The following is a 17,256-nucleotide window of genomic DNA, read 5'->3' on the forward strand; positions in this document are numbered from 1 at the left end:
CACAAAATAAACCCAGGTACTTGTAAGCACCTGGGTTTATAATGTTTAACAAATTAATCGCACGATAGTTCTTTTAGCTAAGTTTTCCTTCACTAGGAATAAATGATTCCACAATGGCCGCTAAAGCTTGAATGGTATCGTAGCTATCTGCTGGAAATTCAGATTGGGCAAATTCTACTTGCAGTTCTTCACAAATTGTTTGACAGTCTATGCCGATTTCAAAGTAGGACTCGATATCTGCAGATAGTGACAACAGTTCACATGTCACAAATCCTTGTGCACCTTCTTGATATAATGTATTAATCATATTTTTCACATTCGGACCAAGCCAATCGCCTTTCCCATTCCCGCTTCGATAGGTAAGATGCCAGTTATCAATTTGAGCGGCCTGAGAAATTGCCTCAGATAATTCGGAGAACTGACGTACATAGTTTTCATTGCGTTCTGGATCAATTGGCTGACTATGTACTGTAAATAAAACATGCGTCTGCGCTCGTTTTTCAGCAGGAATCCATTCTACCGCACGTTGCAGACGATCTTTATAAACAGCAAGTAATTCTTCATGTAAATGCCAATTTTTCGCCTGAATAACCGTTACATCATGAGAAGCTAATAACGCACTTACCTCATCATGGAACGCACTAGCAGCAGTAGACATAATAGGGTTTACAGGTAGTGTAATAAAAGTGGTAATGCCGTCTTTCAGCATCGTCTCAATTACATCTGGAATAGATGGTTCTGTATTTTTGTAGGCGTTATACACTTTGACAGGCTGTGTTACACGTTGCTGTAAAGCTTGTTCCAAACCTTTTGCAATACGGCTCGTATTGGCTGCTAAAGGATCCACCGCACCTAATTTTCTAAATTGCGCTGTCACGCTTTCAATTACATGTGGGGGTGGTGTTTTGCCCTTCATAATTTTTGTAAAATACGGTGTCACATCATCTAAAGATTTCGGTGCGCCATAAGCGTAATAAATAATTCCAATCATTTTTTAAACTCCTTTTCTTCTTGTTAATTTTTGTAAGTAATGCAGTTGCTCATATTTTTATCAGAGCACCGTTTCACTGGGGTAAAGATTGGATTTCCATTTTGCATATAAATTTCGGCATCAATTTCAAAAATGGATTGAAACATTTCTTTGCATACTACACAATGTGGAGAACCATCATAATGGATTTTCCCTTTTTTTAATACAATCAGACGTCCACTATTTTGGGCAGCTTGGTTAATATCATGTAACACCATTATCACAGTCATCTTATATTTATCGTTTAACTCTTTGACTAGCTCCATCACTTCTAATTGATGTGCTATATCTAGATACGTTGTTGGTTCATCTAGTAGCAACACTTTCGGATGTTGTGCTACTGTCATTGCAATCCAAGCACGCTGCCTTTCACCCCCAGACATTGAAGGCAATACCCGATTTTGCAAAAGTCTCAATCCAGTTACGTCAATGGCCCAATCGACAATTTCTTTATCTTCTTTTGATAGTGTCGTCTTCCCACCACTATGTGGGTGACGCCCAAACTCTACTAATTCACGCACAGTTAGATCTAATTGATGACTATTCATTTGCGGGAGCATCGTTAGGGTTTTTGCCACTTCTTTAGATTTCATTTCATGAATATTTTGCTCATCTAAATATACTTTACCACTATTTGGTTTTAAAAGACGTGATATCACACGTAATAATGTTGATTTCCCCGAGCCATTCGGTCCTATTAAACTCACAACTTCTCCTTCATGGATTTTCAAATTAATATCTTCTAACCGAAAATTGGTGAACTCATGTTGATATTGAATGTGCTCAGTTTGCAGCAATGGAATTCCCCTTTCTATGAATTAAGTATAGAAAATATGGTCCACCGATGAATGCTAGTAAAATGCCCACTGGAAACTCAATCGGATCAAATACGGTTCTCGCAATTGTATCCGCGAAAACAACAAGTAAGCCACCGGCAAAAGCGGAAGCAGGAATTAAATACTTATGATCTCCGCCAATTATTAGTCGTAAAATATGTGGTACAACTAAACCTACAAAACCAATTAAACCAGCAACACTTACAGCAATTCCCGCTAATAATGTACTCAATGCAATTAAAAAGAATCGACTTCGTTCAACATTGTGTCCTAAAAGGCTAGCCATTTCATCTCCTAGACGCATGATACGAATATGTTTGATGGCAAAAAAAGACAAAATCAGCACGACAATAACATAATAAATAATCATCTTAAATTGCACCCAGCCAACACCGGTTAATCCACCTGACAACCATGGCAATACAGATTGCACACGATCGCTATATAAAATCATTAGTGCATTTGTTCCTGCACCACAAAGTGCATTAATAGCTACCCCCACTAAAATAATGCGCATTGGGGATGTACCACCCTTTTTCACCGATAAAGAATAGACAATCATAGCAGCGACAAAAGCACCTAGAAAAGCTGCAATAGGTAAATAAATAATATAGCCTGGAAATACTACCATTACTGCTACAGCCATAATACCAGCGCCAGAAGTAATACCAATAACCCCTGGATCAGCTAATGGATTTTGCATAACACCTTGTAAAATTGAACCTGCAATAGCCAAACAAACACCAACAAGGATACCTATAATAATACGGGGCAGGCGGATTTCCCAGACGATTCGTCGCGCCAATGTATCTTCTGAACTAAAAATCCCACTAAACACGTCACTTACTGAAAACGAAACTTGCCCTATCATAAGGCTGCCGATACTTACGATGAACAAGAGTATCGGCAAGACAATGAGCGACAATCTTCGCTTTGTGGCAAGAGGGTGCGCATATTTTTCCTCATCTACTATCATCGTTATGTCCTCACTATAAAAAATGATTAGACTGCTTCTTCAGCTGTCTTTAAAACGTCTCGCATATAGTCAATAGCTTCTATGACTTGCGTACCAGGATTGTCAAATAAGTCTGCTGGTAAAATAATGATTTGATTATTTTTTACCGCACCCAGATTTTTCCATGCAGCATTTTCTTTCAATTGCTTTTCAAAGCCGTCTTTCACTGCCTCTGGATTTGCATGTGTAATAAGCATAATCACTTTTGGGTTACGCTCAACAATTTTCTCAACACTTAAATTTGCATAGGTTGGAAATTTATCTGTCGCTGGTAAATCTGCTGCGATATTTTTACCGCCTGCATTTTTTAAAATATCTCCGTATAAAGAATTATCAAGTGCGGCTAAGTATGTACCTGGTGCACCGTAAACGATTAACGCATCTAACGATGATTGTGTAGCGCCCTGTGCAATTTTTTCATCAATTTGTGCAACTAACTCATCTGCTCTTGCTGTATTTTTAAACAATGCTCCGTATTTTTGAATCGTATTTTTAATATCGTCAATCGAATTCATTGTAGAATAGACTATTTTCGTTCCTGTTGCTTCTACAGTAGTAGCGAACTGCTGAAAGCTTGCTGGCACAATCAGCACTTCCGGATTCAATGCAGCAATTTGCTCAAATGATGGTTCATGTGGGTTGCCTATTTCTTGTATTGCTTTTACTTCTGGCTTCATTTCAGTAGAAATTGTAGGACGCCCAGTAACGTTCGCACCTAACGCGAGCAAAATATCCAGTACTCCTCGATGTAACGTTGCAACAGAACTTGGCGTTGCGGCAAACTCATGCTTATTGCCAAGATCATCAACTAATGTTACCGCCTCTTGTGTTTCAACTTGTTGTTCCTTTTCTTGATTAGTTGATGCATTCACATCCGTTTGTTTACTATCTGTTCCACATGCCACTAATAATAATGCTAACGTTATGACTAATAAAATTTGAAACCTTTTCATTTTGCGATCCACCTTTCTGATGTTCTTGAATTGAAATTGATAATCATTCTCATACATTTGCTTATGATTCTATTTTAATTAAGAATGATTGTCAACTAACCTTTTTTCAATATTTTTAATTGCACAACCAATTAATGTATGTTTTAATTGATAATGAGAATCGATATCAATTAAATTTGGCGTAAAGGAGTCAAGATATATGATTACAGTAACAAACCGTTTTTTAGTAAAAAAAGGTTTTGCTCATAAAATGGCACCACTATTTACATCTGATAAAAATTTATTGAACTGGGATGGTTTTACTAAAGTCGAAGTGAATATTTGCTCAGAACCAGAAGATCACGATGAGATGAATGTAATGATGTTTTGGGATACAATCGAGCAATTTAAAGCATGGCGCGAATCTGATGACTTTATGAAATTACACCGCCGAGAAAGAATTAGTGACAAAGATAACAGCGAGTCGTCTCCAATCATAGGAAACCGCGTTGTTATATCTGAAATTGCTGCTACTTTAGAAAAATAAACTTTGGCAACTGTTCCAATGCCAAAAATAAAAAGTATAAAAAAATGCAATTCGAATTTAGCTTGAATTGCATTTTTTCACTATTGGATGAGGAGACACCCTTATCTGAAAGACTCGAGCCATCACCTCACCAATCTATAGACAGCGTTAAGGGATAGTAGGTCTTACTTTATTTATTAAATATTTACATTAAGTTTACTAATTGTAATGATCGTTTTAAAATCTTCGCCATTTGAGCACGTGTTAAATTACTTTGCGGGTATAAATAGCCATTAGACCCAGTCATAATATCTTGTGCTTGTAATTCTGAGATGGCTTGTTTTGCGTAGTCAAATACTTTATGCGCATCCTTAAATGATAGAGCATTTGCAGCAACTGTTGCTTTATAGCCTTTGTATTCCAACATACGCATAATCATTGCCGCAGCTTGTTGACGTGTAATATTTGCATTTGGATTAAATGTTGTTGCATTTACCCCTCTCACAATACCCACCTCTGCTAGTGCTTGTACTTCTTTTTGATACCACTTACCTTTTACATCCGTAAAGATAGTTTCTTTATTTGATTGAAGCTTGAGCGCTCGAGCCATCATCACTGCAAATTGAGCTCGCGTTATATTTCGATTTGGGCTAAATGTTGTAGCAGTTGTACCCGTTGTAATACCAGCAGCATACAAAGCTAAAATCTCATCTTTACTAAAGACATTTTCGATATCTGTAAAAGGATTTCTAACAACGTTAATAGCGTTATGTTTATCTTCTTCTACAATTTTTGTTTCTTCATCTAACGCAGGCACATTAAACGTAAAGAATAATGTATATGCCCCATAACCTAGGCTACCTGAATCGACAAAGATTTTCGTTACACCATTTTGATCCTGGACTAAAGGTAGACGAATAATACGCACTTGATCTAATTTCTCACCTTTAGAACTAATTATCTCAACGTTTTGTTTCTTACCCTCCGCATCAATATAAGCAATCGTTTCGAAGCCATACGCCTTACCGATTAGTGTCATTTCGATATAACGTTTACCGTCAATTGTAACTAATTCAGCATTTTTAAAGTATGGTGCCAAATAGTTTGTAATAAACTCAGGTATTTTACCATTTGGATCTGCTTCCATTTTATACGTAATTGGCTGACGACTCATTTTATCGTCTGCCTTTGTCTTCGTTGCTGTTACATTAGAGACAATTAACCTAGTAGTCGTTCTTGCCTCAAAAACAAGATTATCTAGTTTTTCAATTTCAAATGAAAGTGTTGCTACATTGGCCATAGGTACTAAAGTTGCCGCTTTATGGGACCATTTTGCAAGTACTTTATTATTTTGTTTCACCAAAAACTCTCGCAAATCTTTTCCAGTATTTAATGAAAGGGTTACTTTATATTTGTTATCTTCAAATACTGTAGTAGCTCTTTGAAGGAATGATGTTATATCTTTTGCATTTTGAAGAAACTCAAATGTTACTGCTCCTTCTTGAACAAAGTTGCCTCCAGTTCCTTCAATTTTTGTAGCGTCATTCGGCGCACCTTTATTTGGTAATTGACCGCTATTAATTGGCCCACCTGTAATTGGGAATGTTGTACTATCACTAATTTTAGACAATGAAGCTTCATTAAATTGTAAAAAGATATTGTAGTTATGATGATAAGCTATATCCTCAATATCTACTTTTACCCATGCATTATGACGCTCAGCTAAGCTTGGTATTGCAAACTGAACGACTCGTAAATCATTGGCATCGCTAATCGTAATTGGTGTTACACCGTTTACTGAAAATCCAGTAATCCATGAACTATTTTTTAATGTTAATTGAACTTGATAAGAAGAACCCTCTTTTACGACATACGCTGGTTTAACTACATACTGATCCATCATTGAAGTACCAGAACCAGAACCCCTAATAAACGTATAGTCCACTGTATACAATCCATTTGTTGATTGTGTTGGGAATCCACTCGTTCCACCACTTGTAATTGGCAATGTTGCAACGGGTGCTCCGTCCTTCGTAGTTGCGATGACATTCGCTGAAATTTTTTTATCCGCCGTTACCGCTTCAAAAACTAAGTTATCTAGCGAATTCGCTTCAAATGATAATGATGCTGTACTTTTCATAGCAACAGGACCTATTGAAGCCATTTTGTTAGACCATTTTGCAAGTTCTCTTCCATTTTGTTTCACAATAAACTCTTGTAATTTATTGTGTGTATTTAACGACAGCGTAACTTTGTATTTATTGTCTTCAAATACTGTTTTAGCTGTTTGCAAGAATGTCTTAATTTCCTGTGCATGTTGAGGAAAGTCAAATTCAACTACGCCCTCTTGCTTAAAGTTTTTAGTTCCTTCATCCTTTGTTCCGCCATTAGTTGATTGCTCTGCATTTTCAATGTTAGAATTGTTATTGCCAGCGGTATTTGAATGATTATTGTTCTGCCCAGAACCTGATTCATTGCCGTTGGTATTTCCTTTATCTTTTCCTGTTTTCATTTCATCTTTATTTTGATTTGATGTTTCAGGTTGTTTCGGTGCTTCTTCACAAACACGCTTTGTTTCCTTCACGTTTGAAAATGTTAGGTAAACATTATATTTTTTATCCCTATAATTGAAGGCTGGAACATCTACATGAACCCATGCCTCAATTGCTTCATCATGACGGTCGATGATGAATGTGTAAATTTCATTACCTGCCTTGTCTTTCGTTTTTTCAATGGCATCTTGTAATGTGCCTCCTGACTTCACTTTAAAACCTTTATACCATTCTACAAAGCTTTTCGGCACTGTTAAAGAAACCTTATATTGGCCATTCTTCTGTTGTTGCATTGTAGTTTCTTTTAAAATGTAGTTATTCATTACGGAATCTTTTGTTTGAGTTTCGTCTCGAACGTTAAGACTCGCTGAATAGTCTATTGTACAGCTAGCATTGGTTGTCTCAGCCGCTGATATCACTTCATTTTTATTCTGATTTAATGTTTCAGGTTGCTTCTTCGGTGCTTCTTCACAAACACGCTTTGTTTCCTTCACATTTGAGAATGTTAGATAAACTGTATATTTTTTATCCCTATAATTGAAGGCTGGAACATCTACATGAACCCATGCCTCAATTGCTTCATCGTGGCGGTCGATGATGAATGTGTAAATTTCATTACCTGCCTTGTCTTTCGTTTTTTCGATGGCATCTTGTAATGTGCCACCTGATTTCACTTTAAAACCTTTATACCATTCTACAAAGTTTTTCGGCACTGTTAAAGAAACCTTATATTGGCCATTCTTCTGTTGTTGCATTGTAGTTTCTTTTAAAATGTAGTTATTCATTACGGAATCTTTTGTTTGAGTTTCGTCTCGAACGTTAAGACTCGCTGAATAGTCAATTGTACAGTTAGCGTCGGTGTTCTCCGCCGCCTTTACATCCATACCAAAGCCCGGTAATATCGCACCTAGCATTAGCACTATCATTGCTACATATTGTAAAAATTTCTTCATGCTCTGACCTCCTGAATATTTAATAAGTTTAAATGACAAGAAATTCAGAATTCTGAATAGCTTTTTCTACCCCCTTTGTATATAAAGCTTTACTCTTACTATCCCTTTAAACAAATGATAATCATTCTCAATAAAGATTTTTAAAAAAACATCTAGTTAATAACATGGATGTTTTTAAGTAACCCTCAGTAATTGAAAATGATTCTCATTTATTTTTAATTATATTCCTCCAATTATTCTTGTCAAGAAAGTTAAAATTCGTTGTAAGATGCGAAAAAAAATCTATTATCTCACTTTTATTTTACTTATCTTTGCGAATTAAGAAGATGAGGAAAGGGCCGCCAATAATCGCCATTATTGTGGAAGCGGGAATTTCTAGCGGAGCCACTAAAATCCTACCTAGCGTGTCTGCTGTCAAAATTAGCAAGGCTCCTGCCAATGCTGAAAATGGAATTAACCATTTATGATCAGCGCCTACAAATCTTCTTGAAATATGCGGTATTAATAACCCAACAAAAGCAATAACGCCTGCTGTAGCAGTTGATATCGCTGCTAGTAATACGGCTGTTGCTGCAATCATTAGACGTGCACGGGTAACATTAAAGCCCAAACTTTTTGCAGTTTTGTCTTGTAAAGTCAATAAATTGCACCACGAAACTAATAAGAAGGAAATAATTAAACCAATTGCACCGTAAAATGTTATTAAACTTACATTACTCCAAGTGCGCATGGACAAATTAGAGCCCCCTACACCTCCAACCATAATATTCATATAGCTACATAACGTAATAAATGCTTCTGTTAGGCCGGTAAACATAGCGTTAATTGCAATACCAACTAATATAATTTTTAAAGGATTTAATCCCGACTTCCATGACAACATAAATACTAAAAAACAGGCAAATGCTCCTCCCAAAAAGGCCAATAATGGCGTAAAGAAAAACATCGTTGGAAATAATGTAATAATTAATAATTGAACAAAAGATGCGCCTGCTGAAATACCTATTACACCGGCATCCGCTAATGGATTACGCATGACCGCCTGCAATAAAACACCGGCTACTGATAATGCTGCACCTGCAAATAAAGCGACGATTATTCTCGGGAAGCGTAAATCTTTAATAATTGTGTAGTCTGGATTTTCTTCACCTAAAAAAGCTCTAATAAACTCTAGCATATTCATTTTAATAGAGCCTGTAATAGCCGAATAAATAATAACGGCTAACAGTAATACACTTACAACTATAAAACTACTAATTTTTTTATTCATCTATGTCCTCTACATTTCCCATTATGGATACATAATGTCAATTAATTCTTCTAGTGCTTGAGGCACTGCAAGCGTAGCAGTTGTTCCAAATACAGGCTCTTCTAAATCATACACCCGCCCATTTTTCACAGCGTCAAAATGCTTCCATATATCATTCGTTGCAAATTCCTCATTAAACATTTCCACTACTTGGTCTGGAATACCATGTGCCAGACGTAATATAATGTCTGGATTGCTTTGTTGTAAAAATTCCGTATTGGATGGTAAATATTCGGGCTCTTGACCAGTCATAACATTTTGACCCCCAGCCATTTTCACCAAGTCTCCAATATAAGAATTTTCGGTTGCCACCAAATAGCTCCCTGGTATTCCCAGCAAAATTAATACTTTAGGTGATTCTTTTTGCTCTACTTTCATTCTAAGGGCAGATATCTTTCCTTCCAACTCCGACACTAGCTTAGTTGCTTCTGCAGTACGGTCATATTTTTCACCAATCTCTAAAATAGCCGCTTTCATATTATCAATACTTTGTAAATTGACATATGAAGCATTGATTCCGACTTCCTCAAATGTATTTTTTAAATCAGCTTCTAATGTTGTAACAGAAAATACTTCTGTTGGGTTCAAGGATTTTAGAATTTCCATATCTGGGGACATTGGATTACCGATTTGTGGCAAATCCTTATATCGTTCCGGCAAATCATACATCGTTGTAGGAACGGCAATCGCCTCTAAATCCAGTGCAGCTAATATATGTGAGACTGCAACTGTCGTTGGAATAATACGATTTTGATTTTCTTCTTGAACGACTGTTTCGCTCCCATTATTGACTTCTTCAGCTTGATTTTTCTTCTCCTTCGTCGAAGAACTACATGCTGATAGAACAAACATTATACTTAAAAGCCCTACTATATAGAGCATTCGACGAAATGTTTTCGTATTTTTTATATTCATCATTTCCATTCACTCCTTTTAAAAAGCACCCTACCCTACTAAAATCAGTAGAGTAGGGTGCTTTGAAATCATCAAATGATTTTTTCTTCCTTCGATTCTTTCCTTGCATTAAATAATAGAATTCCACTTAAACAGAACAACAATAGTAAGCTAAATGGAAAAATATCATTTGTTTGAGGATTTGTTACCTTTTCTTGAACTGACGAAGTTTTTATGACACCACTATTATTTGTTGTTGTATCCTTATTGTTATTATTTTGTACCACAGCACTTGCCACCGCACTACCATCTTCGTATTTTAATGAAGATGGATCCCATACAAAATCTACTGTATATTCATGATGATAATTTAAATCATCAATATCGACCTTCATCGTAATAGGCGTCGGTGAAGTATAAGAAGGAAGTGCAAATTCTACAATTCGTGTATCCTCTTCCTTATTCTCACTAATCACTTTATTACCGCCTGTACTAGATTCAAATTTTGTTATCCAACCACTTTTTTTCATCTTCAGCTGTAATACTTGTGAGCCATTTTTCACTATAAGTGTCCCAGGCTTCAAAAAATAATCATTTGCGATGGAAGCAGATGAGGAATTAGGTTTATTTACTTGATAGTCGATTGTGTATTTCCCATCTGCAAGTGCAGCAAATACATCGTTTGATGGTGTCACCAAAATTGCAAACAAGGCTACTAACAATGACATTAAAATTAACTTTTTGATAGTAAAACCCCCTTGTAATTAGTAGTAATTTTTAATGCCTTGTGAATAAAAGGGGATATTAAAAATACCCCTTTTATTCTGCGTGTTCGACATGTATAAATGATAATGATTATCATTATCATTTATTAAATAATAATATGGTTTATCTTAGTTGTCAATATATAAAATACTTTGCTTTTTCAAAAAATATATTTTGTCAGCTGTCTTTCTATAGTAAAGATGAGGCAAAATCGATTAAATATTAGAATAAAGAAATACCCTTTATCTTCTTAAGTTTTCTTAAAATGTTGACACTTTACTAACCATTGGTTATTATATAACCAATGGTTAGTAAATGACGAAAGTAGGGAATTCAGTGAAAAGTAAACAGGCGGAACGTGCAGAAGAAACAAAAAAACAAATCGTCGAATCAGCAGGAAGGTTATTTTCTGAACAAGGATATGATTCAGTGACAATTCGAGCAATTGCTAAAGATGCTGGCTGTTCGCATACAACCATTTATCTTTACTTTAAAGACAAGGAAGCATTATTACATCAGCTATCTATGCCCCCTCTTCAGGAGCTACACCAGCAATTTTTGTCTCTTTCGAATTTACACACATTATCTTCAGAAGACAAATTGAAGCAAATTAGTCTTACATATATTCACTTTTGCCTAAAGAACCGAAATTTGTATGATATTTTCTTCAATACCAAGTCAACGCGGGTAGATGAAGAAGACCCAAAACTTGAGATTAATCGACTGCGGATAGAACTCTTTGAAATAATGAAGGCAATTATTCGGGAATGTTTGGCTATTTCAAACGAGGAACAACTATTAGCTTTTGCCCGAATTTATTATTACAACCTAAATGGCATTTTAAGTACTTACTCGTATCAACATGAACCGCTTGCCGTTTTAATGGAAAGATTAACACCGACATTTGAACTTGCCATCGAAATTCTACTTTTAGGCTTTACAGAAAAATTAAATGGGGGTATGGATAATGAAAGCTAAACAAATCTCTGAACATATTTGGAGCTTAAAAACGTGGATGATTGTGCCGATTCATGTGTGGGTAGTAATCGAGGAGGATGGTGTCACGTTAGTGGATGCGGGGATGCCGATGATGGCTAAAGGGATTATGAATTTTATTAAACAGTTGAATGCTGGCCCTTTGCTTCGAATTCTCTTAACACATGGACACGCCGATCATGTTGGCGCAATAAAGTCCCTACTCACTCATAATCAAGTACCCGTATACGCGCACGCTATAGAAATACCTTATATGGAAGGTGAAGTACTGTATCCAAAAAGAAAGAAACTTGAAAATAATGTACCTCCACAATTAGCTCAACCTCTTCTAGAAAGTACGCATGGAACGTTACAAACAATGGCTGGGCTTACCCCCTATTTAACACCAGGTCATTCTCCAGGACACGTTGTTTATTATCATGAAAAAGATCAAGTCCTGCTCGCCGGTGACCTTTTCAACGCTAAAAAAGGAAAGCTCCATCCACCAATGTTTACTCCTTTTATGGATGAAACATTACAAAGCAGTTTAATTGTGAAAAAATTAAACCCCGAGCGACTAGAAGTTTGTCATGGCAGTACCGTATTTCGTCCGGCAGAGCAACTAGACGAATATATTCGACAAACAACGAAAAATTAGAGCGTTAGTTTTACGAGGGAAGGTTACCCCCTAGAACATAGGGGTCCCTTCGCATTCTGTAATTGTATCTAGCTATGAATCGTTACCCATACTTGATATCTGTCTACCGTTGTTGCGGTATGGACAGTAAATTCCTTTACCTCTACCAATCGAAAGGTTAAAGAATAAGCTATTTTATTATCAGGTGTATCATAGCCATTATTATAAAATGGAGTAAAACATATAAAAAGTATAATGGAGTGTTGCCTTCTTTCGTTGCCATCGATTTTTATAATTGGATCTTTTTTGAGTTCTTCCTCTAATTCGAAGCGCCTCATGAAGAATTTCACAATCGCTTAATTCAAAATCCTTTATTACCTCTTCACAGGCCAGTTCTTTTGATGTGATTTTTCCTGTTTTCAAAGTATAGTAGATGCGACAGACTGTTAGGACAATGAATTCGATCCATAAATCAAATAAAAACAAATAGCTTTTTGAAACTTTACTTGCAATATATTGATTAAGATTGTAATCCATCTCCTGAATGATATCCTGCCAATCGATGCTGGCTTGATATGCAGAAAAATCCGGACCATATATAGCATATGAATTATGAACGAGCTGGTAAACTGCCACTTTCATAAGCCTTCTTTTTCCCTTACACTTAGTCCCCTCAAAATATAGGAAAGCACTATGTAAAGGTATTTCCTTCTGTTCATCAAAAAATAAATACTCGCATTCAAACTTTTTGACCAATGGATAATCAGCACTCAGTTCTTTATGAAGTGACGTTACTTTGCTTACCTCTACCTCTGTCAATTCTCTATCCAAAACTGTCACAAAATCAATATCGCTACTTTCCGGATGAAAGGCATTTAAAATAGTTGAACCGTAGACATACACACCATTATACAAATCAATGTAATATTTATACCTTTTTTCATTCGTTTCCTCTCCTTTATTGTTTCTCTCCTTAATTTATCTGTAAAAGTTTTGTAGTTTAAAAAAAGAAAAATATAATGATAGGTTTGTTCCAACTATATTTAAATTTACCTGTATTAAAACATGAATGTTGTATTTTTCAGCTTAAATATTTTACGCAATTTCTTGCATATAATATGATTTTTATTGGCTTACACAATTTGTGTTGTATAGCTAAATAACCGGATTACACATCTTTAAAATTTCATGCAATTAAAAAAGCTGCACAATGCATTCTAGGCTACACTATTGCAAAAAGAAAAATGAAAACATAAACCATAAAGAAAGTTTGTTACTTTGTATGATGTGGAAATCCTGCTTGAAAGCTTGATTTTATTAAACTTCTACTATCATAAATTGACAATACAACTCAATGAAACCATATTTTAATAATTGATATCGTTTATTAAAGTAATAGATAATAAAGTGGATTAAATCTATTACAAAGGAAGAAAGTAATGAAGAATTCATTAAAAAAATATTTGATAATACCAGCTATGCTCACTACTTTATTAGCTACTCCGTTTAGTGCTAACGCCTCAGCGAGTGATATACATATGTCATATTTATATAACGGCAATACTAGCTCCTTCATAAAAAATATAGATATGACTCAAGGTGCCTTAAATACGGCGACACCTAACTTTCTTAATTTAAATGCAGATGGCAGTTTGAATGCTTCGATTGATAAAAGTTTAGTCGATGCATTACATTCAAGAGGATTAAAAGTTGTGCCATTCATTTCTAATCATTGGGACCGTAAATTGGCACAAATCGCAATGACAAATCGAGAAATATTGTCTACTCAAATCGTCAATTCTGTTGTGAAAAATAATTTAGATGGTGTCGATATTGATATAGAAAATTTAAACGATACAAATAAAGAAGAGTTTACAGATTTCATTCGTTTATTACGAGAAAAAATGCCTACAAATAAAACAATATCCATAGCAGTCGCTGCCAATCCATATGGGTGGACAACTGGGTGGCATGGTTCTTATGATTATACGAAACTAAGTGAGTATAGCGATTATTTAATGTTGATGGCCTATGATGAAAGCTATAATGGTGGTTCAGTTGGGCCTGTCGCAAGTTTATCATTTGTTGAAAATTCGATTAAGTATTTATTAGATAAAGGGATTAATTCAAATAAAATAGTTTTAGGCCTCCCTTTTTACGGACGAATTTGGAAAGATGATGTAGAAATTGGAGGCGACGGCATTGCTAATAATGCCGTCCAATCAATTGTGAATCGCCATAATGGAAAATTTTATTTTGATAATACTTCAAAATCAGCATTTGCCAAATTTACAGTAAAAAGCAGTGACTCTCCTACTTATATCGGGGGCAAAAAGCTAGTACCAGGAAATTACACGATATGGTACGAAAATGATTTATATTTAAAATATAAGTTAAGGCTTGTAGAGAAATATCATTTAAGAGGAACAGGTAGCTGGGAATTAACTCAAGCAGATAATGGTATTTGGAAATTTTATTCTTCTTGGGCGAATGGGGAACATAACTTTATCGATACAGAAAATCATTGGGCAGAACAAGATATTATGGCCATTTACCGAAAAGGCTGGATTAACGGCAAAAACGAATACACTTACGATCCAAATGGTAATTTAACAAGAGCTCAGGCTACTACTATTCTAATTAATGCCATCGGTTTAGACAAAACAAACGAAACTGTGCCTAATCATTTCAAGGATGTGCCAGCAAATCATTGGGCAAAACGTGCTATTGAAATTGCCTATAAGTATCATATTGTGAATGGAACAAATGAAAACATTTTCGATCCAAATGCCAATATCACAAGAGCACAATTAGCAAGTATATTATCGAGAGTATTAAATTATCCATTACCCCAGGATAAGTCCGGTTTTTATGATGTTCCAAAAGATTTCTGGGCATATGCAGATATTTTAAAATTAAGTAATAAAGGGATTATTAAGGGAAAAGAAGATGGAGGATTTTATCCATTTGATTATGTCACGAGAGGTCAAATGGCAGCGATGGTCAACCGGTCAAGTGCCGATTTAGAAAAGTATACAGTAAAAAAATAAATCTCTTCACAATAGTTGATAATAACTCAAATAGTTTAAATAGAAATGTACATTATTAAATACAATTTTAATAGTGTACATTTTTTATTTTGCTTACCATTGCTACTAAATTGGCATAACTTTCTACACTTCCTGAAGTATCATACACCCCTTCTGAAGAAAATACAATGCTGTACGAGCTTCAATAGAAATGGCATAATTCTTACGAAATGAACCTGCTCTGTATTTTTATCATAACGAATCTCACCTTTTATTTTCGGAACAAATCACCATCTAAAATTCCTCTCATATTCTATAACTAGACCTATTTTGAGGGGGAAAAATTATGGGGATTGAACTGACTGCTCTCCATTGGATTTATGTTGTATTTATTGTCCTAATTATTGGCTTTATGGTGAAACGTCGGGATACCACCCTCATCTGCATCATTGGCATATTCATACTAGCAATTGTTGCTACGGGTGATTTTACTTCATCTATAAGTGGTGTGTTTAACAGCTTTATTTATGCGATTACTGAGCTGTTATCTACGATTTTAATTATTTCCATTATTGTTGCGATGAGCCGTGTGTTAATGGCTTCGGGTATTAACGAGGTCATGGTTGCGCCATTTACAAAAATTATTAAAACACCGACACTCGCCTATTGGACGATTGGCATTTTAATGATGATTATTTCTTGGTTTTTCTGGCCGTCGCCTGCTGTTGCATTATTAGGGGCTGTACTATTACCTGTAGCCATTCGAGCAGGTTTACCTGCATTGGGTGTTGCCATGGCGATGAATTTATTTGGACACGGAATTGCTTTATCGAGTGATTTTGTTATTCAAGGGGCTCCAAAGTTAACAGCAGATGCTGCGGGAATTCCCGTTGGAGATGTTGTAACTGCCAGTATCCCACTTGTCATTACGATGGGCCTTGTGACAACGATTGCCGCATTTATCTTATTAAAGAGGGATATGAAACGGGGAACACTTCATTTAAAAAGTGCGCATGACACAATTGATGGTATAGAACAAGTGAAAGATGAGCATTTGCTAACACGTGCACAAAAACGTTTTTTTGCGATACTTATTCCCATCACGTTCTTACTTGATGTTATTGCCATGTCGGTTTTGAAGCTACAAGGTGGGGATGCCACTGCGCTTATTGGCGGAACAGCTGTCTTTATTTTGTTAGTGCTCTGTCTTGTTGCTCATAAAAAACAAGGATTTGAGAAATCGACCAGTTACTTAATACAAGGTTTCCAATTTGGCTTTAAAGTATTTGGCCCAGTCATTCCGATTGCCGCTTTCTTCTATCTCGGCGACTCAGGATTCACTCAAATTATCGGTGATTATCTCCCTGCCGCTTCACATGGCATTGTCAACGATCTTGGCGTTGGCTTAGCAGCCGTTGTACCATTAACAAAAGAAATTGCAGTCGTGACCCTTGCCGTCGTAGGTGCCATTACAGGTTTAGATGGCTCGGGCTTCTCCGGCATTTCATTGGCTGGTTCCGTAGGGAGTTTATTCGGTAATGCAATTGGCGGGGGCACAGCAACCCTTACCGCACTCGGCCAAATTACGGGCATTTGGGTTGGTGGGGGTACACCTTCACCAATGGAAGACATATGAAAAAGGAGCTACTCGAATAAAATGACAAGAAATAAAAAAACGGCTTGAAATGATCAAGCCGAAAATAAAAAGAGAGAGGTTAAATTATTAGTTAATTTATTATGCTACTTTGTATATTTATTATACTAATTTATCTTTTAAAGCATCCGTCAAAGTTTGGGAAAAGT

Annotated in this window: 14 protein-coding genes; 5 read left to right on the forward strand and 9 right to left on the reverse strand. The window is 35.9% G+C overall.

The window, feature by feature from the left end; all coding sequences use genetic code 11:
• Positions 1–73 precede the first annotated feature (73 nt).
• Genes ACIQXI_RS09445 through ACIQXI_RS09460 form a run of 4 tightly spaced genes read right to left on the reverse strand, consistent with a single transcriptional unit; the run spans position 74 to position 3,834 of the window.
• Positions 74–991, reverse strand: a complete 918-nt coding sequence (locus ACIQXI_RS09445; RefSeq protein ID WP_402923825.1) for a ferrochelatase — start codon at positions 989–991, stop codon at positions 74–76.
• 23 nt (positions 992–1,014) lie between these two features.
• Positions 1,015–1,827 (reverse strand): ABC transporter ATP-binding protein, encoded by an 813-nt coding sequence (locus ACIQXI_RS09450; RefSeq protein ID WP_402923827.1) that lies wholly within the window; start codon positions 1,825–1,827, stop codon positions 1,015–1,017.
• On the reverse strand, positions 1,814–2,842 hold the full coding sequence (locus ACIQXI_RS09455) for a FecCD family ABC transporter permease (RefSeq protein WP_402923829.1): 1,029 nt from the start codon (positions 2,840–2,842) through the stop codon (positions 1,814–1,816). Before ACIQXI_RS09455 ends, ACIQXI_RS09450 begins: the two co-directional genes overlap by 14 nt.
• A gap of 26 nt (positions 2,843–2,868) precedes the next feature.
• Positions 2,869–3,834 (reverse strand): ABC transporter substrate-binding protein, encoded by a 966-nt coding sequence (locus ACIQXI_RS09460; RefSeq protein ID WP_402923831.1) that lies wholly within the window; start codon positions 3,832–3,834, stop codon positions 2,869–2,871.
• 199 nt (positions 3,835–4,033) lie between these two features.
• Between ACIQXI_RS09460 and ACIQXI_RS09465 the strand changes: the two genes are divergently transcribed.
• The gene (locus tag ACIQXI_RS09465) at positions 4,034–4,360 is read left to right on the forward strand and encodes a heme oxygenase (protein WP_402923834.1); all 327 of its coding nucleotides are present in this window, start codon (positions 4,034–4,036) and stop codon (positions 4,358–4,360) included.
• Between the two features lie 184 nt (positions 4,361–4,544).
• Here ACIQXI_RS09465 and ACIQXI_RS09470 read toward each other — a convergent pair whose 3' ends face one another.
• From ACIQXI_RS09470 to ACIQXI_RS09485, 4 genes are all read right to left on the reverse strand, one after another.
• On the reverse strand, positions 4,545–7,844 hold the full coding sequence (locus ACIQXI_RS09470; RefSeq protein WP_402923835.1) for an NEAT domain-containing protein: 3,300 nt from the start codon (positions 7,842–7,844) through the stop codon (positions 4,545–4,547).
• 301 nt (positions 7,845–8,145) lie between these two features.
• Positions 8,146–9,114, reverse strand: a complete 969-nt coding sequence (locus tag ACIQXI_RS09475; RefSeq protein WP_402923837.1) for a FecCD family ABC transporter permease — start codon at positions 9,112–9,114, stop codon at positions 8,146–8,148.
• Positions 9,115–9,135: 21 nt separating this feature from the next.
• Entirely contained in the window at positions 9,136–10,068 is a 933-nt protein-coding gene (isdE, locus tag ACIQXI_RS09480) for a heme ABC transporter substrate-binding protein IsdE (RefSeq protein WP_402925726.1), read from the reverse strand.
• 71 nt (positions 10,069–10,139) lie between these two features.
• The gene (locus ACIQXI_RS09485; RefSeq protein ID WP_402923840.1) at positions 10,140–10,775 is read right to left on the reverse strand and encodes an NEAT domain-containing protein; all 636 of its coding nucleotides are present in this window, start codon (positions 10,773–10,775) and stop codon (positions 10,140–10,142) included.
• Between the two features lie 373 nt (positions 10,776–11,148).
• Here ACIQXI_RS09485 and ACIQXI_RS09490 point away from each other — a divergent pair, with 373 nt between their 5' ends.
• Together ACIQXI_RS09490 and ACIQXI_RS09495 are read left to right on the forward strand one after the other, a co-directional pair.
• On the forward strand, positions 11,149–11,790 hold the full coding sequence (locus ACIQXI_RS09490; RefSeq protein WP_402923842.1) for a TetR/AcrR family transcriptional regulator: 642 nt from the start codon (positions 11,149–11,151) through the stop codon (positions 11,788–11,790).
• A complete protein-coding gene (locus tag ACIQXI_RS09495; RefSeq protein WP_402923843.1) occupies positions 11,780–12,445 on the forward strand; it encodes an MBL fold metallo-hydrolase in 666 nt (221 codons plus the stop codon). Before ACIQXI_RS09490 ends, ACIQXI_RS09495 begins: the two co-directional genes overlap by 11 nt.
• A 201-nt stretch (positions 12,446–12,646) precedes the next feature.
• On the opposite strand, the gene ACIQXI_RS09500 is transcribed toward ACIQXI_RS09495, so the two are convergent.
• A complete protein-coding gene (locus ACIQXI_RS09500; protein WP_402923846.1) occupies positions 12,647–13,327 on the reverse strand; it encodes an aminoglycoside adenylyltransferase domain-containing protein in 681 nt (226 codons plus the stop codon).
• Positions 13,328–13,863: 536 nt separating this feature from the next.
• Between ACIQXI_RS09500 and ACIQXI_RS09505 the strand changes: the two genes are divergently transcribed.
• On the forward strand, positions 13,864–15,474 hold the full coding sequence (locus tag ACIQXI_RS09505; protein ID WP_402923848.1) for a glycosyl hydrolase family 18 protein: 1,611 nt from the start codon (positions 13,864–13,866) through the stop codon (positions 15,472–15,474).
• Positions 15,475–15,799: 325 nt separating this feature from the next.
• On the forward strand, positions 15,800–17,089 hold the full coding sequence (locus tag ACIQXI_RS09510; RefSeq protein ID WP_402923851.1) for a hypothetical protein: 1,290 nt from the start codon (positions 15,800–15,802) through the stop codon (positions 17,087–17,089).
• Positions 17,090–17,256: the final 167 nt, after the last annotated feature.

Source organism: Lysinibacillus sp. NPDC097195, assembly GCF_044762075.1.
Taxonomy (GTDB): domain Bacteria; phylum Bacillota; class Bacilli; order Bacillales_A; family Planococcaceae; genus Lysinibacillus.